Source organism: Nocardia sp. NBC_01009, assembly GCF_045208035.1.
In the GTDB taxonomy this organism is placed as follows: Bacteria; Actinomycetota; Actinomycetes; order Mycobacteriales; family Mycobacteriaceae; genus Nocardia.
Genome location: NZ_CP108695.1, coordinates 7,402,703 through 7,429,156, shown reverse-complemented (window position 1 = coordinate 7,429,156; position 26,454 = coordinate 7,402,703). Strand labels below are relative to the sequence as shown.

Annotated in this window: 25 protein-coding genes; 18 read left to right on the top strand and 7 right to left on the bottom strand. The window is 66.0% G+C overall.

Annotation, left to right across the window (positions count from 1 at the left end; all coding sequences use genetic code 11):
• Positions 1–145 precede the first annotated feature (145 nt).
• The 9 genes from ctaD (at position 146) to OHA42_RS33455 (ending at position 10,264) form a co-directional block, all read left to right on the top strand.
• Positions 146–1,888: a cytochrome c oxidase subunit I gene (gene ctaD, locus OHA42_RS33495; protein WP_406231887.1), complete on the top strand. Its 1,743-nt coding sequence runs from the start codon at positions 146–148 to the stop codon at positions 1,886–1,888.
• Between the two features lie 193 nt (positions 1,889–2,081).
• Complete coding sequence (gene serB, locus OHA42_RS33490) at positions 2,082–3,305, top strand: phosphoserine phosphatase SerB (RefSeq protein WP_406231885.1); 1,224 nt, start codon at positions 2,082–2,084, stop codon at positions 3,303–3,305.
• A 156-nt stretch (positions 3,306–3,461) separates the two neighbouring features.
• Positions 3,462–3,911, top strand: a complete 450-nt coding sequence (locus OHA42_RS33485) for a protease inhibitor I42 family protein (protein WP_406231883.1) — start codon at positions 3,462–3,464, stop codon at positions 3,909–3,911.
• On the top strand, positions 3,911–4,699 hold the full coding sequence (locus OHA42_RS33480; protein WP_406231881.1) for an aminoacyl-tRNA hydrolase: 789 nt from the start codon (positions 3,911–3,913) through the stop codon (positions 4,697–4,699). The genes OHA42_RS33485 and OHA42_RS33480 overlap by 1 nt, the downstream gene beginning before the upstream one ends.
• 468 nt (positions 4,700–5,167) lie before the next feature.
• Entirely contained in the window at positions 5,168–6,004 is an 837-nt protein-coding gene (locus tag OHA42_RS33475) for an ABC transporter ATP-binding protein (protein WP_406231879.1), read from the top strand.
• A 256-nt stretch (positions 6,005–6,260) separates the two neighbouring features.
• The gene (locus OHA42_RS33470) at positions 6,261–7,100 is read left to right on the top strand and encodes an NUDIX hydrolase (RefSeq protein ID WP_406231877.1); all 840 of its coding nucleotides are present in this window, start codon (positions 6,261–6,263) and stop codon (positions 7,098–7,100) included.
• 34 nt (positions 7,101–7,134) lie between these two features.
• Positions 7,135–7,911: an enoyl-CoA hydratase-related protein gene (locus tag OHA42_RS33465; protein ID WP_406231876.1), complete on the top strand. Its 777-nt coding sequence runs from the start codon at positions 7,135–7,137 to the stop codon at positions 7,909–7,911.
• A gap of 176 nt (positions 7,912–8,087) precedes the next feature.
• Positions 8,088–9,065, top strand: a complete 978-nt coding sequence (locus OHA42_RS33460) for a class I SAM-dependent methyltransferase (protein WP_328404449.1) — start codon at positions 8,088–8,090, stop codon at positions 9,063–9,065.
• Positions 9,065–10,264, top strand: coding sequence for a THUMP-like domain-containing protein (locus tag OHA42_RS33455; protein WP_406231874.1), 1,200 nt, complete (start codon positions 9,065–9,067; stop codon positions 10,262–10,264). The genes OHA42_RS33460 and OHA42_RS33455 overlap by 1 nt, the downstream gene beginning before the upstream one ends.
• On the opposite strand, the gene OHA42_RS33450 is transcribed toward OHA42_RS33455, so the two are convergent.
• Positions 10,248–11,543 (bottom strand): PQQ-binding-like beta-propeller repeat protein, encoded by a 1,296-nt coding sequence (locus tag OHA42_RS33450; protein ID WP_406231872.1) that lies wholly within the window; start codon positions 11,541–11,543, stop codon positions 10,248–10,250. The genes OHA42_RS33455 and OHA42_RS33450 overlap by 17 nt on opposite strands.
• Before the next feature lie 290 nt (positions 11,544–11,833).
• On the opposite strand from OHA42_RS33450, the gene OHA42_RS33445 reads away from it, so the two are divergent.
• A complete protein-coding gene (locus OHA42_RS33445; RefSeq protein WP_328404443.1) occupies positions 11,834–12,583 on the top strand; it encodes an acyltransferase in 750 nt (249 codons plus the stop codon).
• 76 nt (positions 12,584–12,659) lie between these two features.
• Positions 12,660–13,205, top strand: coding sequence for a DUF1697 domain-containing protein (locus tag OHA42_RS33440; RefSeq protein WP_406231870.1), 546 nt, complete (start codon positions 12,660–12,662; stop codon positions 13,203–13,205).
• Between the two features lie 9 nt (positions 13,206–13,214).
• On the opposite strand, the gene OHA42_RS33435 is transcribed toward OHA42_RS33440, so the two are convergent.
• Genes OHA42_RS33435 through OHA42_RS33425 form a run of 3 tightly spaced genes read right to left on the bottom strand, consistent with a single transcriptional unit; the run spans position 13,215 to position 16,875 of the window.
• Entirely contained in the window at positions 13,215–14,477 is a 1,263-nt protein-coding gene (locus OHA42_RS33435) for a glycosyltransferase family 4 protein (protein ID WP_406231868.1), read from the bottom strand.
• On the bottom strand, positions 14,474–16,066 hold the full coding sequence (locus OHA42_RS33430; protein ID WP_406231866.1) for a 1,4-alpha-glucan branching protein domain-containing protein: 1,593 nt from the start codon (positions 16,064–16,066) through the stop codon (positions 14,474–14,476). The genes OHA42_RS33435 and OHA42_RS33430 overlap by 4 nt, the downstream gene beginning before the upstream one ends.
• Complete coding sequence (locus OHA42_RS33425; protein ID WP_406231864.1) at positions 16,063–16,875, bottom strand: class I SAM-dependent methyltransferase; 813 nt, start codon at positions 16,873–16,875, stop codon at positions 16,063–16,065. Before OHA42_RS33425 ends, OHA42_RS33430 begins: the two co-directional genes overlap by 4 nt.
• A 190-nt stretch (positions 16,876–17,065) precedes the next feature.
• Between OHA42_RS33425 and OHA42_RS33420 the strand changes: the two genes are divergently transcribed.
• Together OHA42_RS33420 and OHA42_RS33415 are read left to right on the top strand one after the other, a co-directional pair.
• Positions 17,066–17,851: an electron transfer flavoprotein subunit beta/FixA family protein gene (locus OHA42_RS33420; protein WP_328404433.1), complete on the top strand. Its 786-nt coding sequence runs from the start codon at positions 17,066–17,068 to the stop codon at positions 17,849–17,851.
• A gap of 33 nt (positions 17,852–17,884) precedes the next feature.
• Positions 17,885–18,841, top strand: a complete 957-nt coding sequence (locus tag OHA42_RS33415) for an electron transfer flavoprotein subunit alpha/FixB family protein (RefSeq protein WP_328404431.1) — start codon at positions 17,885–17,887, stop codon at positions 18,839–18,841.
• A 172-nt stretch (positions 18,842–19,013) separates the two neighbouring features.
• Here the strand turns inward: OHA42_RS33415 and OHA42_RS33410 are convergent, their stop codons facing one another.
• Positions 19,014–19,220 carry a DUF5988 family protein gene (locus tag OHA42_RS33410; protein ID WP_328404429.1) on the bottom strand — a complete coding sequence of 69 codons (207 nt, stop codon included), beginning with the start codon at positions 19,218–19,220 and terminating at the stop codon, positions 19,014–19,016.
• Positions 19,221–19,658: 438 nt separating this feature from the next.
• On the opposite strand from OHA42_RS33410, the gene OHA42_RS33405 reads away from it, so the two are divergent.
• From OHA42_RS33405 to OHA42_RS33385, 5 genes are read left to right on the top strand one after another with little or no spacing between them, the layout of a single operon-like run.
• Positions 19,659–19,961, top strand: a complete 303-nt coding sequence (locus tag OHA42_RS33405; protein WP_406231863.1) for a hypothetical protein — start codon at positions 19,659–19,661, stop codon at positions 19,959–19,961.
• Complete coding sequence (locus OHA42_RS33400; protein WP_406231862.1) at positions 19,958–21,226, top strand: hypothetical protein; 1,269 nt, start codon at positions 19,958–19,960, stop codon at positions 21,224–21,226. Before OHA42_RS33405 ends, OHA42_RS33400 begins: the two co-directional genes overlap by 4 nt.
• 7 nt (positions 21,227–21,233) lie before the next feature.
• On the top strand, positions 21,234–21,881 hold the full coding sequence (locus OHA42_RS33395; protein WP_406231860.1) for a hypothetical protein: 648 nt from the start codon (positions 21,234–21,236) through the stop codon (positions 21,879–21,881).
• Positions 21,878–23,020 (top strand): hypothetical protein, encoded by a 1,143-nt coding sequence (locus OHA42_RS33390; protein WP_406231858.1) that lies wholly within the window; start codon positions 21,878–21,880, stop codon positions 23,018–23,020. Before OHA42_RS33395 ends, OHA42_RS33390 begins: the two co-directional genes overlap by 4 nt.
• Positions 23,021–23,077: 57 nt before the next feature.
• Positions 23,078–23,509: a hypothetical protein gene (locus OHA42_RS33385; RefSeq protein WP_406231856.1), complete on the top strand. Its 432-nt coding sequence runs from the start codon at positions 23,078–23,080 to the stop codon at positions 23,507–23,509.
• Positions 23,510–23,696: 187 nt separating this feature from the next.
• Here the strand turns inward: OHA42_RS33385 and OHA42_RS33380 are convergent, their stop codons facing one another.
• Positions 23,697–24,587: an MHYT domain-containing protein gene (locus OHA42_RS33380; RefSeq protein ID WP_406231854.1), complete on the bottom strand. Its 891-nt coding sequence runs from the start codon at positions 24,585–24,587 to the stop codon at positions 23,697–23,699.
• Between the two features lie 950 nt (positions 24,588–25,537).
• The gene (locus tag OHA42_RS33375) at positions 25,538–26,395 is read right to left on the bottom strand and encodes a LysR family transcriptional regulator (RefSeq protein ID WP_406231853.1); all 858 of its coding nucleotides are present in this window, start codon (positions 26,393–26,395) and stop codon (positions 25,538–25,540) included.
• Positions 26,396–26,454 lie beyond the last annotated feature (59 nt).

Here is a 26,454-nt window from a genome sequence, read left to right as displayed (position 1 = left end):
CAGAGAGTAGGACCCGTGCGGACGGCTGCGGCAGCACCGTTTACGATTCCATGAGCGCAAGCGAACCGTCGTCTGTCTCGGCACCGAGATCGGCGCATGAAGCGGAGCCTGCGGAGCGACCTAAAGGCACCTTTCAGGAGGATCAGTGACTGCCGTAGAGCCAAAGCCAGTCCCTCAGTTGGAAGCGACTCGGCCGTATCCGGCTCGGACCGGGCCGAAGGGCTCGTTCCTCTACAAGATGGTCACCACCACTGACCCCAAGGTCCTCGGCACCATGTACTTGGTGACGGCGATGAGCTTCTTCCTCGTCGGCGGTCTGATGGCGCTGATGATGCGCGCCGAGCTGGCGCGTCCGGGCCTGCAGTTCCTCTCGCCGGAGCAGTTCAACCAGCTGTTCACCATGCACGGCACCATCATGCTGCTGTTCTATGCGACCGCGATCGTGTTCGGCTTCGCCAACATCGTGCTGCCGCTGCAGATCGGTGCACCCGACGTCGCCTTCCCGCGGCTGAACGCGTTCAGCTACTGGCTGTACCTGTTCGGCGGCAGCATGGCGACCGCGGGCTTCATCACCCCGGGTGGCGCTGCGGACTTCGGCTGGACCGCCTACACCCCGCTGACCGACATTCTGCATTCGCCGGGTGTCGGCGCCGACCTGTGGATCCTCGGCCTTGCGGTGTCGGGCCTCGGCACCATCCTCGGTGGCGTCAACATGCTGACCACCGTCGTCTGCCTGCGTGCCCCCGGTATGACCATGTTCCGGATGCCGATCTTCACCTGGAACATCGCCGTCACCAGCGTGCTCGTCCTGCTCGCTTTCCCCCTGCTGACCGCAGCGCTGTTCGGCCTCGCCTACGACCGGCATCTCGGCGGGCACATCTACGACCCCGCCACCGGCGGCATCCTGCTCTACCAGCACCTGTTCTGGTTCTTCGGCCATCCCGAGGTGTACATCATCGCGCTGCCGTTCTTCGGCATCGTGTCGGAAATCTTCCCGGTGTTCTCACGTAAGCCGATCTTCGGTTACACCACGCTGGTCTACGCAACGCTGGGCATCGCCGCGCTGTCGATCGCGGTGTGGGCCCACCACATGTACGCGACCGGCGCCGTGCTGCTGCCGTACTTCTCGTTCATGACCTTCCTGATCGCGGTTCCGACCGGGGTGAAGTTCTTCAACTGGATCGGCACCATGTGGCGCGGTCAACTGACCTTCGAGTCACCGATGCTGTGGTCGATCGGCTTCCTGGTGACCTTCCTCTTCGGTGGTCTCTCGGGTGTCATCCTGGCCAGCCCGCCGCTGGACTTCCACGTCACCGACTCGTACTTCGTGGTCGCGCACTTCCACTACGTGCTCTTCGGCACCATCGTTTTCGCGACCTTCGCGGGCATCTACTTCTGGTTCCCCAAGATCACCGGTCGCATGATGGACGAGCGTCTCGGCAAGTGGCATTTCTGGACCACCTTCGTCGGGTTCCACACCACGTTCCTGGTGCAGCACTGGCTGGGCGCCGAGGGCATGCCACGTCGCTATGCCGACTACCTGCCCAGCGACGGTTTCACCACACTGAACACGATCTCGACCATCGGTGCGTTCATCCTCGGCGCTTCGATGCTGCCGTTCGTGTGGAACGTCTTCAAGAGCTTCCGCTACGGCGAAGTGGTCACGGTGGACGATCCGTGGGGCTATGGCAATTCGCTGGAGTGGGCGACGACCTGCCCGCCGCCGCGGCACAACTTCTACGAGCTGCCGCGTATCCGGTCGGAGCGTCCCGCGTTCGAACTGCACTACCCGCACATGGTCGAGCGAATGCGCGCCGAAGCCCACGTGGGCTGGGGCTCGGGCAAGCACGCCACCGAGGTGCACGAAGGCGCCCTGGCCAAGAACTAGCCGCTGCATTGGCATAGCAGCAACGAAGTAGCATTCTCGAGTGTGCACCTGCTGGTGACCAGCGGGTGCACACTCGTTTGTGGAGCGCGTCCCGCTTCGGCGGCGATGTATACGGCAAGCGACAATGCGGTCGGCGCAGCGACAACGAGGTCGAGCACAGCGACGGCAAACACTCGAACTTGGAGCACATCAGTTGGCCGACACCACAGTTCTCGTCACCGTCACCGGGCCAGACCGGCCCGGCGTGACCTCCGTGCTGCTCGCGGCGATGTCGCGGCACCAGGTCAGCCTGCTGGACGTGGAGCAGGTGGTGATCCGTGGCCGCCTGACGCTCGGGGTACTGGTCACCTGCCCGAATGACCCCGAGGCATTGCAGGACGAGCTCGAAGAGGCGATGAACACCGTCGGCATGCATGTCGATGTGGAGGTCGACGCCGAGATCGGCAGGCAGCCGATGTCCACGCACGCGGTGGTGATTCTCGGTAGCCCGGTGACCGCGCGCGCGTTCAGCTCGGTGTCGCGCCAGCTCGCGGCGCTCGGCGCCAATATCGACACCATCCGTGGCATTGCCGACTACCCGGTGACCGGCATGGAGCTGCTCGTCACCGCGACCGAAACCGATGCCGACGCCGACGCACGGCTGCGCACCGCGCTGGCCGAGGTCGCCGTCGCCGAACAGGTCGACGTCGCGGTGGAGCGCGCGGGCCTTGCGCGTCGCGCCAAGCGGCTCATCGTGTTCGACGTCGACTCGACCCTCATCCAGGGCGAGGTCATCGAGATGCTCGCCGCGCACGCGGGGGTCGAGGAAGAAGTCCGCAAGGTCACCGAGGCCGCCATGCGCGGTGAGATCGACTTCGGCGAATCGCTGCGGCAGCGGGTGGCGACGTTGGAGGGGCTGGATGCCTCGGTGATCGATGAGGTAGCCGACCGGATCGAGCTGACGCCGGGCGCGCGCACCACCATCAGGACGCTGCGCAGGATCGGTTTCCGCTGCGGCGTGGTGTCGGGTGGCTTCCGTCAGGTGATCGAACCACTCGCCCACGAGCTGGAATTGGACTTCGTGCAGGCCAACACCTTGGAGATCAAGGACGGCAAGCTGACCGGCCGGGTCGTCGGCGAGATCGTCGATCGGGCGTTCAAGGCGACCGCACTGCGCAAGTTCGCCGCGGAGGCCGGAGTGCCGATGGAGCAGACGGTGGCGGTCGGCGATGGCGCCAACGACATCGACATGCTCAATGCGGCGGGCCTCGGCGTCGCCTTCAACGCCAAGCCCGCGCTGCGCGAGGTTGCCGACGCGGCGCTCTCGCATCCCTACCTGGACGCGGTGCTGTTCATCCTCGGCGTCACCCGCGACGAGGTGGAAGCTGCCGATGCTCGCGACGGCGGTGTGCGCCGGGTGCCCCTCATCGGTAGGTGAGCGCTGTCGTCGGTGCCTCGACCGAGACTCCGACGACTCGCTGGATATGTCCAACACTCGCCCGTGCCTGTACACGTGCAGGTGTCAGTGGCCGGGGACAAGCAGCTCGTGTCGGTAGGCTCGCAGAAGTTGATCATTCGTCGATCGGAGGCTGCGGTGCGAAAGTTCCTGCTGGTGCTCGTTCTCGGCGCGACACTCGTCGCGTGCGGTACGAACGACTCCGACCCGGAGACGAAGGGCACGTCCTCGACTCGGCCGACCGAGCACACGGCGCATGACGCACTCGCGATGACCGATTCGAACAACGGCCAGGAGCGGACGCTGCGGATCGGCCAGCAGCTCGTCGTGTCGCTGCCCGCGAATCCGTCCACCGGCTACACGTGGGGGCTGGGGGAGCTCGAGCAGCAAGTGCTACGGCAGGACGGCGAGCCCGACTACCGCCCCGATCCGAATGTTCCGGTGGCACCGGGGTCCGGCGGTACCGCAGTGTGGACCTTTGTCGGAAACAGCGCGGGGGTGGCGCAGCTGACGCTCGACTACACGCGACCGTGGGAGCAGGGCATCGACCCGGCGCAGAAGTTCTCGTTGACGATCAAGGTGGAGTGATGACGGGTTTGCCGGAATGTGGTGCCGATGTCCGGGACGGCAGCGAAACAGACACCGGTGCAGCAGGATTCCATTTCCGGCATGCGGAGCTCGCACAGGGCTACGGTGGCGCGGGCGATCCGGACGATCCGGCCATGGTGCAGGCGATGCAGATGGTGTTGCACATTCCGAAGGCCGATCCGCCGCGCCGCAGCGCGCTGCTCGAGGCGGCCGCCGCCGCGAGCGTGGCACTGTGCCTGGACGAGCGGGTCGGGCCCGGTGGCGAATGGGAGCAGCCCTACCTCGGGTGGAAGCGATCGCGGATCCGCAAGGTGGCCCGCCGTGCCCGCGGCGCGCAGTGGCTGGCCGCCGACGAGGTGCCCGGGGTGACCGTCGAGGTCGACGGCGCTCAGGCGCGAGCGCTGGTGCCGGGACCGGTGGGTGCGGTGGATCCACGGATCAAGCGCCTGCAGATCGGCGGCACCGATCTCGAACACGACGATCCTGGTCCCGCCGATCCCGGACTACCGACGCTGTGGGTGAATTCGGAGCTCGGCATGACTCTGGGTAAGGCCGCCGCGCAGGTCGGGCATGCCAGCATGCTGCTAGCGGGCGCGTTGCCCGAGGCGCAGGCCTATCGATGGTCGCAATGCGGATTCCGGTGCGCGGTAAGGGAAGCAGACAAGGATCGGTGGGTGGCGCTGGTCGACCAGGTGCGACTCGGCACCGCGGTCGCTGTACGCGATGCCGGATTCACCGAGGTCGCGCCGGGTTCTATGACGGTTATCGCGGTACCGGGATCGAAATGAACTGTCCCGGGGCCTGGACGGTACAGCCATCCGAAAGTATTGACGTCGTCCGCAGCCGGGACGACAGTGGGATGGCCCGGTGTCCAGGCGAGCGCCGGGACCTGGTTTGCTCGCTGCTTGCTTCGATGCGGGGCGAAACCGATTTCGGGGCACTACCGATCCCGGTTTTCGGCACAGTGGGGTTCGCATCACGCATATCTGGGTATTGAGACGGAACAGGACCGCCCGCACGTAACTCGCCGGAGGACCGCATGATGACAACGCTGTTGGTGATTCTCGCCGTATGGGTAGTCTGCTCGATTCCGCTAGCACTGATCTTCGCTCGGCTGTTCCGCTCGACGAAGTCCACGCCGCTCGATCCGTCGAAGGCTGCCGCCCGGCAACTCTCGACCGTGCGTCGTCGCAAGATCGCCAGGTCGGCGAATACGCCATGGGTCGGTCGTACGAGCGCAGCACATTTGGTCCAAGATGGAGCCCGTGCCGCAACCGGATCCCGATCTGCTCATTGATTTCACCGACGTGACCATCCGACGCTCGGGTCACACCCTCGTCGGTCCGGTCACCTGGCAGGTCGAGTTAGACGAACGCTGGGTCGTGCTCGGCCCCAACGGCGCCGGCAAGACCTCCCTCCTGCGGATGGCCGCCGCCGAAGTACATCCGACCTCGGGGATTGCCCACTTACTCGGTGAAGTGATCGGCAAGACCAACGTCAGCGAACTACGCCCGCGGATCGGCCTGTCCTCGGCCGCGGTGGCCAGCCGCATTCCGCGCGACGAAAAGGTCAGCGACCTGGTGGTGTCCGCGGGCTACGCCGTGCTGGGTCGCTGGCGAGAGCGCTACGACGACCTGGACACCGACCGCGCCATCGACATGCTGGAAAGCCTCGGCGCCGAACACCTTTCCGATCGCACCTACGGCACCCTTTCCGAAGGTGAACGCAAGCGGGTGCTCATCGCCCGCGCGTTGATGACCGACCCGGAACTGCTGCTACTGGACGAGCCCGCTGCCGGACTCGATCTCGGTGGTCGCGAGGAACTGGTGGAACGCCTCGGCGACTTGGCCGCGGACCCGGACGCACCCGCCATCGTGCTGGTCACCCACCACGTCGAGGAGATCCCGCCCGGCTTCACCCACGGCTTGCTGCTCAACGAGGGTGCGGTGGTCGCACAGGGCCTGCTACCGGAGGTGTTGACCGCCGACAATCTGAGTGCGGCCTTCAGCCAGTCCATCGCCCTCGACCGAGTCGACGGCCGCTACTTCGCCCGCCGCTCGCGCCGCTTGGGGCGGCACCGCTCACGGCAGTAGATCGAGCACTTCGCTGCATCTTCGGCCCGCCGATGTTCGCCGCGTCGGCTGTTGGTTGGCCGCGAACTCTGCGGCGTCGAGCCCGAACTGCTCGGCGCGATCGGCATTCGACCTGCCTGGGAACGTCCTTCGACTCGTGATCAGTGCCGAATGCGAGCTGCGATCGCCGCACACGATCGGCGGCGCGGAGCTGCGCTCGATGAGCTGGCCCGGATGGGCAGGCGACCCAGCACCAAGCAGGCGCTAGGGTGCAAGGGTGAGTGAGACAAACGCGCAGGCTGACTCTCAGCCGCAGGTGCCGTCGCCCAAAGACGCGTCGACGGTCATGGTGGTGCGAGACGGTGCCACGGGACCAGAGGTGTTCCTGCAGCGCCGGGTGGGCGCAATGGCGTTTGCCGCAGGGATGACGGTTTTCCCCGGCGGTGGCGTCGACCCCTCCGACGGGACCGCCGACATCGAGTGGGCCGGGCCCGAACCCGCGTGGTGGGCTGCGAAATTCGGTACCACAGAGGCGCGTGCCAAAGCGCTGGTGGCCGGTGCGGTGCGCGAGACATTCGAAGAATGCGGAGTGCTGCTTGCGGGGCCGACCGCTGACAGCGTCGTCTCGGACACGGCAGGCTACCGCGATGCCAGAGGGCGGCTGGAACGCCGTGACGTGTCGCTCGCCGCCTTCCTCGCCGAGGAAAAACTCGTGCTGCGCGCGGATCTGCTGCGGCCGTGGGCGAATTGGATCACCCCGGTGATCGAGCCACGCCGCTACGACACCAGGTTCTTCGTTGCGGTGCTGCCCGAGGGGCAATTGGCTGACGGAGCCACCTCCGAGGCCGAGGAGGTGCAGTGGCGTACGCCTGCCGAAGCGCTGGATCGCTGGCGGTCGGGCGCCGACATTCTGCTGCCACCCACCTGGGCGCAGCTCGTCGCACTGAGCGAGTTCGCTTCCACCGCAGACATTCTCGCCGCCGAGGTGGTCATCGACCCGATCATGCCGGTGCTGTCGGCAGTCGAAGGACGTCAGGTGCTGAGCTTCCCCGACAATCAGCGCTACTTCGCCGACCTCCCGGATCAGAGTCGACTCAAGGGATCCGTGCGCAAGTGAGGAAACCGACGGCTACCCGGTAGCGTGGCGTTCCATGGCCGAATTCGTGACCCTGGATCTGCCCGAGGGTGATGCCGCGCGTGGCGTGGCCGTGCTCCGGATCGCCCGCCCGCCGATGAACCAGTTCACCGTGCAGTTGGTGCGGGAAGTGGCCGCGGCAGCCGAAACGGTCGCCGCCGACACCCGTGTCGCGGCGCTGGTCGTCTACGGCGACGAGCGGGTGTTCTCGGCGGGCGACGACCTCGCCGAACTGTCCGGGCTCGACCCCGATCAGGCCGCCGCCATGGCAGCCGATCTGCAGACCGCTCTCGGTTGCCTGGCCAAGATCGGGCAACCCACGGTCGCCGCGATCAGCGGCTACGGCCTCGGCAGTGGGCTGGAACTGGCGCTCGGCGCCGACCGGCGCATCATCGGCGACAACGTCAAGCTCGGGTTGCCGCAGATCCAGGCCGGCTTGATTCCGCTCGCGGGCATCCGCAGGCTGTCGCTGTTGATCGGCCCCGGCCCCGCGAAGGACCTCGTCTACACCGGCCGTTTCGTCGAAGCCGAAGAGGCGCTCGCGCTCGGTCTCGTCGACGAGGTGGTCGCCCCCGATGACGTGTACACCGCCGCGCTGCGCTGGGCCGAGCAATTCATCGGCGGCCCGGCTCGTGCGCTGGCGGCCGCCAAGGCGGTCTTCGAGGCGGGTCCGCACGGCCTCGACCGCGCGTGGACGGAGTGGGCCGATCTGTTCACCACCGAGGACCGGGAAATTGGAACGCGTTCCTACCTGGCTGACGGGCCCGGATCCGCGGCGTTCGTCGGCCGCTAGCCCGGCGGATCCCCAGCTCCCTCAGCGCGACAGCCAGTGGCGATTGCACGCAGGTAGCTCGCCGAGCGCCCCCGAAACCGGACCGGGTTCTCGACCGTGGACCCGCACTGCGAATTAGGCGGCACTCACTACTCCGCTGACGACCGGCACCGGCGGGTTAGCTAGGCTAGCCGACCATGACGGTACGTTCCGACGACCCCGCGCCGAACCCGCATGCCACCGAGGCCGAGGTCGAAGCAGCACTCAAGGATACAAAGCTCGCCCAGGTCCTGTACCACGACTGGGAAGCCGAGACCTATGACGACAAATGGTCGATTTCCTATGACGAGCGCTGTATCGAATACGCCCGCGGTCGATTCGACGCCGCCGTGGGTCCCGCCCCGCTGCCGTACGAGCGGGCGCTGGAACTCGGCTGCGGCACCGGCTTCTTCCTGCTGAACCTGATGCAGGGTGGCATCGCGAAGTCCGGTTCGGTCACCGACCTTTCGCCGGGCATGGTGAAGGTCGCGCTGCGCAATGCGCAGAACCTCGGGCTCGATGTCGACGGCCGCGTTGCCGACGCCGAGACCATCCCGTACGACGACGACACCTTCGACCTGGTCTGCGGGCACGCGGTGCTGCACCACATCCCCGATGTGGAGCTGGCGCTGAAGGAATGCCTGCGGGTGCTCAAGCCGGGCGGGCGTTTCGTCTTCGCGGGCGAGCCGACCACGGCGGGCAACTTCTACGCACGCTGGCTGGGCCGGATCACCTGGAAGGCCACCACCACGGTCACCAAGCTGCCCGCGCTGGCGGGCTGGCGGCGGCCGCAGACAGAGCTGGACGAGTCGTCGCGTGCCGCGGCGCTGGAAGCGGTCGTCGATCTGCACACCTTCGACCCGCGCGAGCTGGAGGCCATGGCGTCCTCGGCGGGCGCGGTCGAGGTGAAGGCGACCACCGAGGAATTCGCCGCCGCACTGTGGGGCTGGCCGGTGCGCACCTTCGAGGCCGCGGTGCCCGAGGAGAAGCTCACCATGGGCTACCGCCTGGCGATGTACAAGGCGTGGCTGGGGCTGAGCTGGGTGGACGAGAACGTCATGCGCCGTGTGGTGCCGCGCCAGTTCTTCTACAACGCGATGATCACCGGCGTGAAGCCCGGCGCTTCCGCGAAGTAGTGGGGTACAGCTTCGGCACCGAGGATGTCACCTTCCTCGGCAGTGCGGCGGGTATCGCCGCGCTGGCCGAGGTGGACGGGCTGGAGTTGACCACCACGACGCACCTGCGCGATCTCGAGCGGGTGCGTCGTGCACACGGCGACCGCGCCGCCGCCCTTGTCGAGACCGTGCGGCTGCGCCGAAGAGCCGCAACGAAGCTCTCCGATGCCGGGGCCTGGCTGTTCACCGATGACGCGCTGCAGCAGGCCACTCCGACCTTGGTGGCCAGGCACCGCGCCGCGCGGCTGGCCGATCGGGCCGTGCACGATGTGACCTGCTCCATCGGCGCCGACCTCGCCGAGCTGGCTCGTGCCTGCCCGGCGGTGATCGGCAGCGATCTGGACGATGTTCGACTCTCGATGGCCGCGCACAATCTGGCAGGCGCACGCAATGTGCTGCTGGCCAAGGCGGATGCCCTGGTGTCGTGCAGTGTCGGCACGGTCGTCGTCGCCGACCCCGCCCGGCGGGCCGATGGTCGCCGCACCCACGATCCGGCCAAGCTGCAACCACCGCTGCCCGATCTGCTCGCCGCCTACCCAGGGCGCGATCTCGCCGTGAAGTGTGCGCCCGGACTGGATTTCGATCGACTCGACTGGTCGGGTGAGGTCGAAGTGGTGTCCTTGGACGGGGCGGTGCGCGAGGCCTGCCTGTGGTCGCCGGGGCTGGCCGCGACCGGCACCCGCCGGGCGACGGTGCTGAACTCCACTGGCGAATCCTGGACGCTTACCGACGCTGAGCCCGACGAGATTCCCGAACAGGATCCGGGGGAGTGGATCATCGACCCGGACGGCGCCGTCGTACGCGCCGGCCTGGTGCGTCACTACGCGGCGAAACACGGTCTATGGCAACTGGACCCGCGCATCGCCTACCTCACCGGCGACCAGGTGCCCGACGGGGTGCGCGGCTTTCGGATCATCGATCGGCTCGAATACCGGGAGAAGAGCCTGCGCACCGAACTGCGCAAGCGCGAATGCGGGCCGCTGGAGATTCTGGTGCGCGGTGTCGATGTCGATCCCGATCAGCTGCGCCGCCGACTGAAACCGTCCGGCTCCCAGCCTTATACGTTGGTCATTACGCGAATCGGCCGTACCGCGGCCGCTTTCCTGTGCACCGCGCACGGTGCTCGGCAGGCGACCGCGTCCCCTACTGTTCGGGCTTGAAGACGAACAACTCGCCGATGCGCGTGGCGAGCACGACCTCGCCCTTGGCTCCGATCGAGGTGCCGGTGGTACGGCCCTTGGCGCCCGGAAGCACGTCCGAGTCGACTGTCGTTCCGGTCTTGGTGTCGAAGGTGATGAGGTTCAGGCCGTCGCCGATGGCGGCGGCGGTGTAGCCGGTGCCGCCCGCGGTCTGCACCGGAATGCCGCGCAGGGCGAGATCCTTACGCTCCCAGACGACCTCGGCGGTGCTGCCGGTGTCCCGCAGCGCGACCAGATAGCCGTCGTCGCCCGCGGGGATAATCAGTCCGTCGCCGGAGACCGAGATCCCGCCGCGCGGCGCCCATTCGAGAGCGTGCACCCATTTGGTGCGGCCGTCGGCGGCGTCCATGGCGATGAGCCGGTTGCTGTTGTCACCCACATAGACGGTCGCGCCGTCGGCGGACAGGGCGGGGCTGGTTGCGCTGCCGTCGGTGAGTATGTCCGCGCGCCACTGCTGCTCGATCTTGTTGTTGCCGTAGCGCAATGCCACCAAGGCGGCGGTGGGCGCGCCCGGCTTCCACACCGTGACGAAGAAACGGCCGGTCGACACGTCCATCGCCGAGATATTCGCGACGGGGCACTGCGGGCCGCCGGTGGAGCAGTCGTCGAGACCTTGGCCCGAAGCCGGGCGGGTGAGATCCGGATATTCGAGGAAGTCGGGCTCACCGAGCAGCTGCACCGTGGGGACCACACGCTCACCTGTCTGGCGCGAGAGCACGTCCACCTGGCCGGACTGCGTCACCGACAGCAGATCGCCGTCACCGGTGAACTGCACCGAAACCGGAACCCCCGCAACCGGAGTGCGCCAGCGTGGCTGACCGAGATAGTTGAAGGCATTCAGCGCGCCGTCGTCCCCGACGTACACATTGGTGCCCCCGTCGACCACCGACGGTGCGGAGGCCGCGTTCGGGCCGAGCTGCTGGTTGCAGAAACGCTTACGGCCGCTGCGCATCTGGAAGGAGAAGATCACACACCCCGAGGGCGTCCGCGCGGTGACGAACATCTGCCCCTCCGGGCCGAGCGTGACGCCCTGCTCGATCGGACCGCCGAGCGGGCGCGACCAACTCAGCATCATCTTCCGCGACCCGGTGACCGGGCTCGTTCCGTCGTTGCGGCCGTCGTGATGCGCCGCGGGCCAGCCCGTGCCCGGACCGACGGTGATGTCGTCGACATCGGTGCCGCAGCCGGTCAACGCCAGCGCGCCGACCGCGGCCAGCGAGATCACTGCCCGCCGCCGCACCGGACGCCACCTGGATGTAGCCAGTACGCCGCCGCTTCGCACCTGCTGCTCTCCTCCGTTTTCGGCCGCTCGCACGAACTAAAAGCGTGTCGAACCTCAGCTCGTTCCCCACCCGAGCCGGGTGTCCGCGTGCGGGTTCGGAGTCACTGTACGGGAGGGCCATCGACGGGTGTGCGGGTCCCGGGGGTGTCATGACGGGCTCACCGCGTCCTACTCCGACGCAGGCAGATAGGCTCTATCTGTTACGGCCGGGTCGGACGCGACCCGAAGAACCACGAAGGAGACCGTTCGTGACGAGCATGTGGGGCGCACCGTTGCGCTCGCGGTGGCGCGGATCGCGCCGTCGGGATCCGCTGCAGGCGCGTTTTCTGACCGTAGCTTCGCTGCGCTGGGTGCTCGCCAACCGGGCGTACACGCCTTGGTATCTGGTGCGCTACTACCGGCTGTTCAAGTTCAAGGCGGCCAATCCGCACATCGTGCTGCGCGGCATGGTCTTCCTGGGTCGCGGGGTGGAGATCCACGCGACACCCGAGCTCGGCCGGATGGAGATCGGTCGCTGGGTGCACATCGGCGACGGCAATGCCATCCGCTGCCACGAGGGATCGCTGCGCATCGGCGACAAGGTGGTCTTCGGCAAGGACAACGTCGTCAACACCTACCTCGACATCGAGATCGGTGAGTCGACACTGGTCGCGGACTGGTGCTACATCTGCGACTTCGACCACCGCATGGACGACATCAACATGCCGATCAAGGATCAAGGCATCGTGAAGAGCCCGGTGCGCATCGGTCCGGACACCTGGATCGCCGCGAAGGTGACGGTGCTGCGCGAGACGCGCGTCGGCCGCGGTTGTGTGCTCGGTGCACACGCGGTGGTCAAGGGTGAGATCCCCGACTACAGCATTGCCGTCGGGGCCCCGGCCAAGGTGGTGAAGAACCGCAAGGAAACGTGGGAAGCGGGCGCTGAGGAGCGCGCGAAATACGTTGCCGCGTTGGAAGATATCGCGCGCAAGAAGAACGGCGTCACGCAGTCGGCGTAGCCGTGTCGCTGTCCGCGCTCGACCCGTCGGCCGGGCGAGCCGGTGTTTGTCGGTCGCGATGGGTACGGTCGGCGCTATGAACAGGTACGCGGCGTTGTTGCGCGGGATCATGCCGACCAACCCGAACATGAAGAACGAGAAGCTGCGCGCGGTGTTCGAGGGTCTCGGGTTCGAGAAGGTCGCGACGTTGCTGTCGAGCGGCAATGTGGTGTTCCGCAGCACCGACACCGACATACCGGAGTTGGAAGCGCGCGTTCAGGACGCGTTGAACAGCGAACTCGGCATTCCGGGCGGCACGATCATCCGCAGCTACGAAGAACTGCGGGGTCTGCTCGAAACCGATCCGTTCCCCGGCCTGACGCACGGCCGCGAAACCTATCTGACCGCGACCTTCCTCAAGCAGCCGCCGCCGAAGATCACCGAGGAGCTGCTGAAGCACGGCGAGCCCGGCGTCCGCATCGTCGGCTACGACGAGAAGGCCCGCGTCGTCCTCTCGGTCATCGACAACACCGAGCCGCGCACCCCGAACTTCATGGCCTGGATGGAGAAGACCTACAGCAAGGAGATCACCACGCGCACGTGGCTCACCATCCAGAAGGTCGTGAAGAAGCTGGAAGCCTAGTCGCGGCGATCAGACGGGCTGGTTCGGATCGCGTTCGGGGAGTGGGCGTTCCACGATCGTCGGCCGGCCCATCGGGTTGCGGACGCGGCGTTTCGCAGACTGGTAGACCTGGATCGTCTCGGCGGCGACGACGTCCCAAGCGAAGTCGGCGGTGAGACGTTCGCGGGCGGCGTAGGCGCGATCCTGGGCCGCTGCGGGGCCGTCGAGCACGGCACGGACCGCGTCGACGAGGCCGTCCACGTCGGCGGGTTCGAAGGACGCGCCGGTGACACCGTCGACGACAAGTTCGCCGAGACCGCCAGCAGTGGAAGTGACCAGCGGGATACCCGCCGCGGCCGCCTCCAGAGCGACGATGCCGAAGGGTTCGTAGCGGCTCGGCAGCACGATCGCGTCGGCGCCGTGCAGCCAGCCCAGCAGCTCCTCGTGGCCGAGCTGTCCGGCGAAGGTCACCGCGCGCGCCACCCGGTGCACCCGGGCCCGCTCGCGCAACCACTCGAACTGGGTGCCGACACCGGCGACGGTCAGCGTGGTGCCGGGGTGCGCGCGCCGGATCCTCGGCAGCGCCGCGATCGCGTCCTGCACGCCTTTTTCGTACTCCAGTCGCCCCACATACAACAGCCGTGGCGGGCCGGTGCGCGGTGCGCGCGGACGAAAGGTCCATGCGCCGACGTCGATGCCGTTGCGGATCACCCGCAGCGGGATCCGCTCGGGCCCGTAGAGCCGTTCCACCTCGTCCTGCATCGAGGCCGAGCAGGTGATGAGCGCGTCGGACTCGTTGGCGAGCCACCACTCGACCGAGTGGACCTGCTTGTTTACCCGGCCCGATACCCAGCCGCTGTGCCTGCCCGCCTCGGTCGCGTGCAGCGTCGAGACCAGCGGCACGTCGTAATACTCGGCGAGGGCGATCGCGGGATGGGCGACCAGCCAATCGTGCGCGTGCACGACGTCGGGGACCCAGCCGTCACCGATGCCAGGCTTGCCGAGCGCGACACCGGCCCGCACCATCGCGTGCCCCATCGCCAGCGTCCAGGCGAGCATGTCGTCGCCGAAGTCGAAGCACGGCGGATCCTCCGCGACCGCGACCACCAGCACACCATCGGCGATGAAGGAGTGGGTGGGATGGGTCGAGGAGTCGGTGCCGGTGGGGCGGCGCGACAGCACGACGACCTCGTGGCCCGCGGTGGCAAGCTCGATCGCCAGGTGATGCACGTGCCTGCCCAACCCGCCGACCACAACCGGCGGGTACTCCCACGACACCATCAAAATCTTCATGCATGTCCTTCTGAGGCGGAGCCTTGGTCCGCGGCGGGGCCTGGTCGCGGCGCAATTGCGTGATGACCGGACCCTGAGTAGGCAAGTCGCCGTGCGTCCAAACCGGGGAAGAATCCGTCAGCCGCACCCCATCCTGCCGCCAACTGCTGTGCTTTGGCGACTTGACCCGCCCCGACTGCGGCCGCGATCTCGCGCACGGCATGTGCGTGCCGGTGCGCTCGATCCCTCGCGTAACCCGCCGCCGAGTCCTTGCTGACCATGAAGGCCCAGTCGCTGGACACGGTGAGAATGGCCTCGCGCAGCAGCTGGTCGGCGACCTGGTCGCGCAGTTCGACGCCGCCGTCCACGGAGCGCATCTTGTCGACCGTGTCGAGGGTGAGCCGCACGACGTCGTCGTTGAGTTCCACCAGGTCACGGACCTGGTCGCCGGCCCAGACCCGCCAGTCCTTGCCGGAGCCCCACGACGAATCCGCCAGCGGCACCGGCTCGCCGACGAACCCGCGTTCGCGGGCATCGGCGAGGGTGCCGACCTGCACGCCTGCCTCGGGCAATGCGCGCAGCACCTGCTCGAGCCACTGCGGACCCTCGTGCCACCAATGGCCGAACAGTTCGGTATCGAAGGCAGCCACGACCAGGGCGGGACGGCCGATCCGCTCGGATTCGGCGATCAGCCGCTCACGCACGGTCTGCACGAAATCGTCGACATCGCGGGTGATCGCGGCGGCGGCGAGCTCCGGGTCATACGATGCCTTGTCCGGGCCCGCCACCGTCTTGCCGGTGACACGGGAGGGCTTGAGACCCGTCGCGTGGTCATAGTGATGAAAGTCACGGTAGGCGCTGTGCCCGGGGTAGCCGGATTTGGGCGACCACACTCGGTAGCTCACCTGGAGATCGCGCCCGAAGGCCACCACATCGGACTCGCGAACGGGTCGTCCGAGCGAGGTGTCGCCGCGCAGCGCGGGACCGTCGACCATGAAATGCGTCACACCGGCGTCGGCGTATCCGGTCTCCATGCCGGCGGTGTAGCCGCATTCCGGCGCCCAGATGCCGGCCGGGGTGTGGCCCCAGCGCTGCTGTGCGTCGGCAAGGCCCTCGGTGAGCTGGAAGGCGCGCAGCCGTGGGTCCAGCAGCGGCTGGAACGGATGCGCCAGCGGACCGCCGAGCAGCTCGATCGCGTCGGCGTCGATGAGGGCCCGCCAGACCGGGGCTGCGCCGTGCCGCCAGCGCTGTTCGAAGTCGGCCAGTGCGGTGGCGGCCAGCCGGTGTTCGTGCCTGCCGAGCGCGGTGTTTCCGGCCACCGCGGCCTCGTCGGCACGCAGTTGCCAGTTGCCCAGCCAGTGGTGCATGCCGGACAGGCTGTGCGGATCGTCGAGCTGGGCGGCGAGTACCGGCGTGATCCCGAGGCTCAACAGATGCGAACGGCCCTCGGCGGCAAGGTTTCTCAATACCGCGGCGACCGGAAGGTAGGACGCCGCCCAGGACTGATAGAGCCATTCCTCGCCGACCGGCCAGCGGCCGTGATGGGCGAGCCAGGGCAGGTGTGAATGCAAGACCAGAGTGAACTGGCCGGGTACGGCCGAGCTGCTCAAGGCTTCACCGCGATGGCGACCAGGTCGAGGCTTGCGTCGATGTCGTCGGTGATCAATGCGAAATCGTCGATGCCGACAGCCGCGACGTCGGCGGTCAGCTCGGCGGGCCACGGCTCTCCGGCAAGCGCGCGTTCGATCTGGGCGTCGATGAACGAGCCGCCGTGCTTGGCGTCCAACGCTTTCAGGCTCGGGCCGTGGTGCACACCGGTCATCAGCGTGACCTCGAATCCGGCCTCGACCAGCAGTTCGGTCAGCTCGGCGGCATTCAGTTCTCTGGTGTGGAACGGGTTGAGCGGGGTGTCGCGACCCGGCGAGAAGGTGATCCGGTTGGGGGTGCTGATGAGCAGCTCGCCGCCCGGCCGCAGCACCCGAAGGCATTCGCGAATGAACTGGCCCTGGTCCCAGAGATGTTCGATGACTTGGAAATTCACCACCACGTCGACCGCGGCGTCGTCGAGCGGGAGCGCGGCGAGATTGCCTTGGAGCATCTCGACGCGTGGGTAGCGGGCGCGCACATGCGCGACCGCGCTGCTGTCGTAATCGAGGCCGATGACCTTGGTGGCCACGTCGGCGATCATGTTCGCGCCGTAGCCCTCCCCGGATCCGGCCTCGAGCACCGTCTTTCCCGCGCATCGCGCCAGCAGGCGCGCGTAGACGATCTCGTGCCTGCGGAACCAGTAGTTCTCCTCGGCTATGCCGGGTACGGTGCGCTCGCCGGTCAGCGGCAGCGGCTCGAGGTCGCCGGTGGTCGACTCGGGAATAATGCCCGGTGGGGTGCCCACTGCGGCAGGGATCACAGCCTCGCTCATCCGTCCGACGTTACTGGTACAACCGGCGCACGATATCGCCCGGACCGGTGTTGTGAGAGAGAAGCAGGTAAGTTACCCACGAGTAACTTAACGTAGGGTAGTGTCACGCCCTGAGCTACTCAATGGACGTACGGCCCGCTCGTGCGACCACCACAAACGTGCCCCCAGAACAGGAGGTCGACGAAGACCAATGCCGAACATCGTCGTACTCATCAAGCAGGTTCCCGACACTTGGTCCGAGCGCAAGCTGACCGATGGTGACTTCACGCTCGACCGCGAGGCTGCCGACGCCGTCCTCGACGAGATCAACGAGCGCGCCGTCGAAGAAGCGCTGCTGATCAAGGAGGCCCAGGGCGGCGAGGTCACCGTGCTGGCCGCCGGTCCGGACCGTGCCACCGAGGCCATCCGCAAGGCGCTGTCCATGGGCGCCGACAAGGCCATCCACGTCAACGACCCGGCGATCCACGGCTCCGACGCCGTGCAGACCGCCTACGTGCTCGCCGCCGCGCTCGGCCAGGTCGAGGGTGTCGAGCTGGTCATCGCGGGCAACGAGGCCACCGACGGTCGCGCGGGCGCCGTGCCCGCGATCATCGCGGAGTACATCGGCATCCCGCAGCTGACGCACCTGCGCAAGCTGGTCGTCGACGGCGACAAGATCACCGGCGAGCGCGAGACCGACGAGGGTGTCTTCAAGCTGGAGGCCACCCTCCCGGCCATCGTCAGCGTCACCGAGAAGATCAACGAGCCGCGCTTCCCCTCCTTCAAGGGCATCATGGCCGCGAAGAAGAAGGAAGTGCAGACCCTCACGCTGGCCGACCTCGGTGTCGACCCGGCGACCGTCGGCGTCGCGAACGCGGGCAGCACCGTCACCGCGGCCACCCCGAAGCCGCCGCGCACGGCGGGCGAGAAGATCGCGGACGAGGGCGACGGCGGCACCAAGATCGCCCAGTACCTCGTCGGTCAGAAGATCATCTGATCCCGCTCGAGACTGCTTAGGAGAGAACACAAAATGGCAGAAGTACTTGTGCTCGTCGAGCACGCCGACGGTGCGATCAAGAAGGTCAGCACCGAACTGCTCACCGCCGCCCGCGCCCTCGGCGAACCGGCCGCCGTCGTGCTCGGCTCGGCCGGGACCGGCGAGAAGCTGGCCGACGCGCTGGCCGCGGCAGGCGCCGAGAAGATCTACATCGCCGAATCCGACGATGTCGAGAACTTCCTGGTGACCCCGAAGGTCGACGTGCTCGCCGCGCTGTCGGAGTCGGCCTCCCCGGCCGCCGTCATCGTCGCCGCCACCGCCGAAGGCAAGGAAGTGTCGGGTCGCCTCGCCGCCCGCATCGGCTCCGGCCTGCTGGTGGACGTCATCGATGTCAAGGCCGACGGCTCGGCCGTGCACTCCATCTTCGGTGGCGCGTTCACCGTCGACGCCAAGGCGACCGGCGACGTGCCGGTGATCTCGGTGCGCCCCGGCGCCATCGAGGCCTCGGCGCAGGCCGGTGCCGGCGAAAAGGTGACCGTCGAGGTCCCGGCTCAGGAAGAGGGCGTCGTGCGCGTCATCTCCCGCGAGCCGATCGTCGGTGGCGACCGTCCGGAGCTCACCGAGGCGAGCATCGTCGTCTCCGGTGGTCGTGGTGTCGGTTCCGCCGACAACTTCGCGGTCGTCGAGGCGCTCGCCGACTCGTTGGGCGCCGCTGTGGGCGCCTCGCGTGCCGCGGTCGACTCGGGCTACTACCCGGGTCAGTTCCAGGTCGGCCAGACCGGTAAGACGGTCTCCCCGCAGCTGTACATCGCCCTCGGCATCTCCGGCGCGATCCAGCACCGCGCGGGCATGCAGACCTCGAAGACCATCGTCGCGGTCAACAAGGACGAAGAGGCCCCGATCTTCGAGATTGCGGACTACGGCATCGTCGGCGACCTGTTCAACGTCGCCCCGCAGCTGACCGAAGCGGTCAAGGCGCACAAGGGTTGATAGCTCCGCGCTGAGCGTTTCGCAAGTGGCCCCGGCTGGAAACAGCCGGGGCCACTTGCATTTTCGTGAAGCGCATTCATGTGCCGATGCGGCTACCGGCGCACCCGGTACTGCCGCGGCGCCCGCATCGGGTGTCGCCGCGATGCCTAGTTCGGCGTCCGCTAGGTGGCCCTCATTCGGCGATCGAGGTGCGGTAGGCCCACTGGTAGACGCGTAGCGGCCCGTCGGCGGTGTCCTGTAGCCGAGGAGTTGCCTCGAAATGTTCGTAGCCGCCTCTGAACGGCACCTTGATTTCGGTCCCCGGCGGGGTGATGGGAACAACCCGGTCCGACAGATCCGCCGGTCCGCCCTCCAAGACAGCTTTCGCAGAGTTGCTCATTCTCCGATGCTAGGCAAGCTGCCGCCCAGGTCCAGGGATTTCGGCGCAACACAAACCGAAACTCTCAGGTGTTTCAGGTCGTGTCGGGGGCGTCGCCGGGGTGGGCGGTCCGGGCGGGGATGACTGCACCGGCCCCGACCGGACCAGAGGCCCACGAGGCGCCGTGGCCTCGAGGGCCGTTCGTCGTTCGGGTCGGCTGGTCAGGCGAGCCTGAGCGGGGTGTTCGCACCGAATATCGCCACGATGGAACCGTATCCGGGGATGGTGCGTCCATGACTAGTGTGAGTGATTTCTGCCGACCCGAAACCGGGTCGCGTCCGGTGAGCCGGCAACCAGCGGTGGAGATCTCGTCGGTGGATGGGTATGTGACTGTGTGTGAGGGAGTGCGTTGATTTGGCCGGTTTTCTCAGTGTGGACATCGATGTATTGAGTAAGACGGTGCAGTCGCTGCGCAGCGCCGAGCAGGTCCTCAACGATGCGATGAAGGGGATGACGCAGGACGGGCATGGCGACATCGGGACGAAGGTGCTCAACGATGCTGCCGAAAGTTTCCAACGCCGATGGCATTTCGGTATCGAGCGGATCGGCGAAGCGGCCAAGGTGACCGCGGAGGGTGTCGCACAGTGCCGTGACGCCTACCAGCAGGTCGACGATGCCTTCAGCAAGGTGATCGAGCAGGCTGAAGGCGCCATTGATGGGCAGACATCCCCGCAGCAGCCCACCGCCCAGGAGGAGGCATGAGCCAGAACCCCTACCCCAACCTGGGTTTCAACCCTGTGCCGGGCGCGCCTGCGGACGTAGCGGGGCTGCGTGGGCAGATCAGTACCGCGGCAGACGCGGTCAAGGAAACCAACGGACTGCTCAGCCGCCTGCGCAACAGCAACGATGACGTATGGAAGGGCGACGGCGGCGACGCCTTCCGCGAAAACTTCGACGCCACGCTGGCGCAGGATCTCGGCTACGCGCAGAGCTCGCTCGAAAAGGCCGTCGTGCTACTCAGCGAGTGGCACACGAACCTCGTCAGCTTTCATGACACTGCCACAGGTCTCGAATCCGAGGCTGCCGAGGCCAAAGGGCAGCACACCAAGGCTGTCGAGACTTTGCAGCAAGCCCGGTCCAACCCGGACTTGGGTCTGGCGAACATGCAGTTCTCCGATCCAGACCAACTGGCGGCCGCGCAAACGCGCCTCAACGCCGCGTCCGCCCAGGTAAGCGCGGCTAGTACCGCGGTCGACAATTGGCAAGGAAACATAGATTCGATCATCCGCCGCGCGCGTGACCTCGAAGCCAACCACGACAGCCTCGCCCGCCGTATCGCCAGCGAGTTGGACGCCGCCGCAAAGGATTTCGCCCCCAGCCCGCCGGATAAGAGCATCTGGGACCGCATTGTCGATGCTGTCAAGGCCGTGGGCGAGTGGATTGACGAGCACCGTAAGGTGCTCCACGAGATTCTGGCGAACACTGCGGCTATCGCCGGGTTGCTGGCGGTGGTCACGCCGCCGCCGATCGACGCCATAGCATTGGGGGTAGCGCTTGTCGCGGGAGCTGGGGCGTTGGCACTCGACCTGACCGATGCCGAGATGAGGGACGATCTTCTACACGGCAGCCTGTCGGAGAAGGTCAGCGCCGCGATGACGATATCCAGTGACGCGCTGGGTTTGATCCCCGGTGTCGGCGCGCTGGGCAAGGTCGGGAAAATAGCGGCTCTCGGTGATGCGGCGGGGGGCGTGGGCAGATTTGAGGGAATGGCTCGAGCCTGGTCCGAGGCAGCGCACAGCCCGGGAATCTTCAACAAGTTCTTGACAGAGCATAACGTCGGCAATGTGACAAATGGCCTCAATGGGTCGGGACTCACGACAGGAACGCACAAATTGCTGCAGCTCACCGGAGTGGAAGGAGCGCATAGTATTCCGGATCCCGCTGTCGCACTGGCTGTTTTCAAGAAAGCAGAAAAATCCGTGACCGGACTCGTCGGTTGGGGTATCGAGAGCGCGATCGGAGACTGATTTCATCATGAATTCGACCAACCGCGGCCCCGAGTACATGATCGCGGCTGACGTGCCATCTGGCTACTATGGTATGCCGCTGTCTAATATCGGCAACGTCATGGAAGCGGCGGAGCCAGTGATTGCAGCCGCAGTTCCTGACGATCTCGAAGGCAGTGTGCCGAACGTGATCGGGATACTGAAGTTCCTGCTCGAGATGCTGGCGACGAAGAATGCGGTGTATTGCGGAATCGGCAGACACGTCTCCTCCGGCGGCGAACCGATAACGTCATGGCTCACGGTTTCGTCTATCGATTATGGAAGACCACAGAACCCTCGCCTCGTCATTCGGGACCTTGTGGAGGCGAAACTATTGGAAGCGGTTCCGTGGGTTGTCGAAACCGTTGATATCGCTGGCCGTCCTGCGCTGTTCGCTGAGGGCATACGAACATACCCTGCACCGAATCTTGCAGATGCGCAGGGGCCGGGCGACAGCGTCCCAGCCTTCCAGATCGAGGGACTGGTGCCATCTGATGACGGTACTACTGTTGCGGTAATCGAACTCTCGACAACCTCGGTGTCGCACGGTCCCGAATATCGCCCGATGGTGTTCACTATGGCCGCTTCGCTCGAGTTCGCAGACGCGACGTCCGCGACATGGAGTCTGGACCTATGACAATTCGTTCAGGCAGTGGTTTCGGCACACGAGACGACGCTGCCGCGCTTACATTGATACGCGCGTTCGATTGGCCGGCGACCCGGTCGAAGCTGCGGAAGAACGCCGTATTCAGCTGGGTGTTTCTGCTGGTCGGCTTGGTATGTATCCCGATGACAATTGTGCTCGTCACTCTGTACGACAAACCCGACACGCATGGTTTGAGCAAGTTGGGCTCGCTAGCCGGCCGAGTATCTGGTGTTGTAGCCATCCTGGGCACAGTGTTCGGCGTCGTCATCGTTTGGATGAATTTTAGAAGGAGAAAGGCGCTACGCCGTCATCCATGGACGTCCTGGCGTATCACTTATATCCGAGCAGGTAGGCATGAGTGGGTGACACTCCTCGGGCATCAGGGCGAGGGTGTTTCTACATTGCTACTCAGCACATGGCCGAAGGATATCGGCAAGTTTGTGGATCACAAGACTCACGAAATCTGGTTTGCTGGCGATCCAGTCAAGTACGGAGTGATCTCCAGGCGCGGCGGAACAGATCTTGGATACGCATATGTCTCGCGTTCGCGAAAACCCCCGCAATTTACGTTCAACGTGCCCGCTGTATCGGATGCTCGCACGCCGCACGGGCAAGATTTTGACTTGACGCGAGACAGGCACGGCCACGTGCTGATCAAGCCTGCGGCGGGAGCAGCGGAAGATGTGATTCGACACGGCAGTAAAGGGGATGCCCGGTATCCATCACCTCGCGCTCTACGTCGAGTACTCGCATTCGCAACCGACTGGACCTTGCACTTCGGAAGTGCCGCTGCGATTCTCGTCCTGGGAAGAGGGCATATTGCCGCCGTCGGTGGTGTCGCTGTGGGCGTGTGGCTGACAACTTCCTTTGCCGATCGAGTCCTCGTCCAGGGAGCGCTTCATACGACTGTCGGGAAGGCTCTTTTCGGCCTGTGCGTGATACGGCCCGACGATGGAACATTTCCGTCGTACGGCAGACTGACAAAAGTCTGGTTTATGGACCTGTATTTTTCCTTGATTCTGCCGCTGTCGCTACTCGGCGGTGACGGTCCAAGTCCCGACAACCTCAGCGACTACTTCCTTCCTGCCGTACGGCGGCGCGATCTAACGGTGTCGACAGCGCTCCGTTAGGCCAGATCGTTCGTGCGGTCGAGACCCGTGGTCTCCGCCTGCCCATGTTCGACATACATGGCAACCGAGGAGTTGATGACGGCGCTGGAGCTGGACGGGCTCGGTGGTCGCAAGTGCGCTCAGCTCTCCGGCGGTCAGCGCAGGCTGCTCAACAGCATCACTGTTCCGCTCATGCTGCTGTCGGGGATTCTGCTGCCCATGACCCTCGGCCTGACCTGGTTGCAGAACATCGCCAAGGTCGCACACCGTCGATGCCGCGCGGGCGCTGTTCCGTGGCGATTTCGGCGCCTCGGAGGTGTATCTCGGCAGCGGGCTCACGGTGTTGGTCGCGGTGGTGTTGATGGTGCTCGCCGCGCGCAGCTTCGCGCGGGAGAACGCCTGATCAACATCGGTGACCGAGGCAGTGCACGCGCACAAGCGCTGACACATCCTTCACCCGAAGATGGTGGCTCTGATCGGAAACGATCGGGGCCCACTCTCCGTTGGTAGGTGATCGGCCGGCACCAGATGCCATGGGTTGCAGGCAGAGAAGTCGACGAAATCGGCAGCCTTCGAATGGGTCGGTGTCGACGACTCTGGATGGCGGCCTACCGATCACCGCTCGTCAGGAGCGGTTCAGCCGTGCCTTCGTTCGCATGAGCGTCGCGGCGCCCGGACCGGCTGTGGCGACGAGGAGTCAGCGCTGATCCGGCATTTCTCGCCGCGGCCACTCGCGGCCGCTTCGGGGCAGATCAGCGGGAGCGGTTGCCAGCGTCGTGGATTTGCGCCGGGTGGACCCGAACTGGGCGGATCCGGGCTGGGCAGAAGCGGGCCGGGCAGGTACGGGGAGTGGATCAGGCTTGCTGAGTTCGTCGAGTTCGGCCAGCCCAACCACAGCGACCAACATGATGGTGATCACGGTGACGGTGATGATCAGCGGTGTGATCAGCTGCATGGGATCGGCGCCGTCGGGGGGCATGGCATGCTTCCCGACGTGCTGGGCGTGCATCGACGCCATTCCGGTGTAATGCATGCCGCACACCGCGAGGCCCATGATCAGCGCCGCGCCGATCGTTGCGCGGAGGCCACTGACGTGCAGCATGAACCATAGCGCCGCGGTCGCCGCGACCACAGCGATCACGAGCGACACCGCAACAGTTCCGAGGTTGTATCCGACGGTCACATCGGTGTTCATCGCATGCATGCCCAGGTAGTGCATGGCGGCCACGCCGAGCCCGGTGATTGCGCCGCCGATCGGCAGGGCAAGGGCTTCCCGTCGCCAGCGCACGACGACCGACAGCCCGATCCACACCACCACTATCGCCACGGCCGCGCTGAGTAGCGTCATCGGCACGTCGTAACGGATGGTTCCACCGTGGATGGAGAAGCCGAGCATCGCGGTGAAATGCATGACCCAGATACCGGCGCCACCCAGGGCAATCGCCGCGGCGATGAGCCAGCCTGCGGGCCAGTACGACGATCGGGCGTGCACCGCGCATCGAAGACCGAGCATCGATCCGGCGACGGACATGATGTAAGCCAGAACGGGGGTCACCCACCCGTTACTGAAGTGATCGAGTTCCAGCACGCGTCCGCTCCGTGGCCAATAACCGGCTTCTTGCCAGCAAATCGACTGCGACGATAGCGCAACTCGTCGAGAGTTGCATTATGCAAATTTCACATTGCGTGATTGCGCTGCGCGCGCCCTGGCCGGAGCTGCAACTCGGTTCGAGGCAACGAAGGCGGTTGTCTTGGGAGTTTATTCCGATCTCGCGGCCGTAGCGGTGCCATGGATCGCCATGAGACTCAGCGCCCGCCGGGTCGATGGTTCGCACTTACGTCTGCGGTCCGTCGTCGGTAGCGGGTGCGCAGCCACAACGGGGCCCTACGCCAGATCCACGCGCTAAGTACCGGCAACGCAATTTGCCAGACGACAGCAATCCATCAGCGACCATTCGCGCGATCGCGAATTCCTTGCGCGCCTTCGCCTTCGACGGGCGCCGAACGGACAGCCGCAGCAGAACGAGGATTCAGCAATGGACCGACACGACCGAAGCCCAACGTGCGTTTGGTGGCTGCCACCAGAATTCGTCGCCGAAGCCACCGGCTGTGAAGGTATCCCACTTCCGGAATCCGGCTACCCGATTTCCTGCCCTGCGTTCCTCGACGCGGCACTGGTAGGTTCAGCGCGCGGGAGTGTCTGTAACCCTCACGTGCTTCACGTAAATCAGGCCTGTGTCAGCCCTCCTCGCGAGATACCTTGCCCCGCACAATGATCTGTCCGGCAGGCCGATCGATGTCGCCCGACGTCAGGCGCGCTGACTCCGTCGATCGCAAGCCCGGACGCGCAACCGGCATCAGTACCGCGAAATCGCGCGCCCATCGGGTCGGGCGAAGGCAAATCCGTTCTCGTGCACCGCCGATGCGGCGGGCGCCGTTCCAGGGTGACTTCGATGCCTCGGAGATTATCTCGACAGCGGAGTCACGGTGGTGTCGATGGTCATCGGTGCGCAGCGCTTCGCTAGCGAGAACGCCTGGTCAACACCGATGCAGCCCCGTCAACAAGGTAGTGAGAATCGCCGACCGCCGGGTGTCGCTGCGTAGTACGGCGGAGACGGGTATCCGTAGCCGGTGCTCGGCCAGCGGCAGCACAACGAGCCCCTCGGTCGGGCTGTCGGCATAGAGCACTGTCCACGCCTCTGGTCGATTGATCAGCTCCATGGTCGCGGTGTGGTCGGGCGGAATCGGCGGTCCGTACGTGGGTCCTGCGGACAGGTCTGCGAATGCGGCCCGAATGACGTTGTGCAGCAACACCTGTTCCTGCTCCGGTGGCAGCAGTAGCGGGTAGGAGCTGAGTTCGGCCAGCGTCACCTGCTCGCACGTCGCCAGGGGATGGGCTGCCGAAGTGGCGATGACCAGATCCTCGACCCAGAGCTTCTCGACGGCGAGACCCGGCTCATCGACGCTGCCGCGGATGAGCGCGAGGTCACAGTCGCCGTCGGCCACGGCGGTGATCCGCTGGCGGAACGGCTTGATCACGAACTCGATCTCGGCGTCGGGGTGCGCGGCGCGGGCGCCCGCGATCGCCGAGAGGGATCGCGTCGCGAAGGACATGTTCGCTGCAAGCCGGATGCGGTGCCCCGACGTCCGCACCGTGGCGCGGATCGCGGATTCCAGGCTCAGCATCTGTTTAGCCAGGGGAAGTAGCCGCATGGTCGCGTCGGTTGGCACGACGGCCCTGGTCGAGCGTTCGAAGAGTTGCACCCCGAGGTCGCGCTCCAGCCGGGCGATCTGGTGGCTGATCGCCGATTGTGAGATGTAACAGCGCGCGGCGGCTCTGCTGAAACTGAGCTCCTCGCAGACTGCGACGAAGTAGGTGAGCTGGCGAAGCTCCACGTCATCTCCAATTCATGAGCGATCAAGATAAGAGTCATCTACATTATGCGCCTGAACAC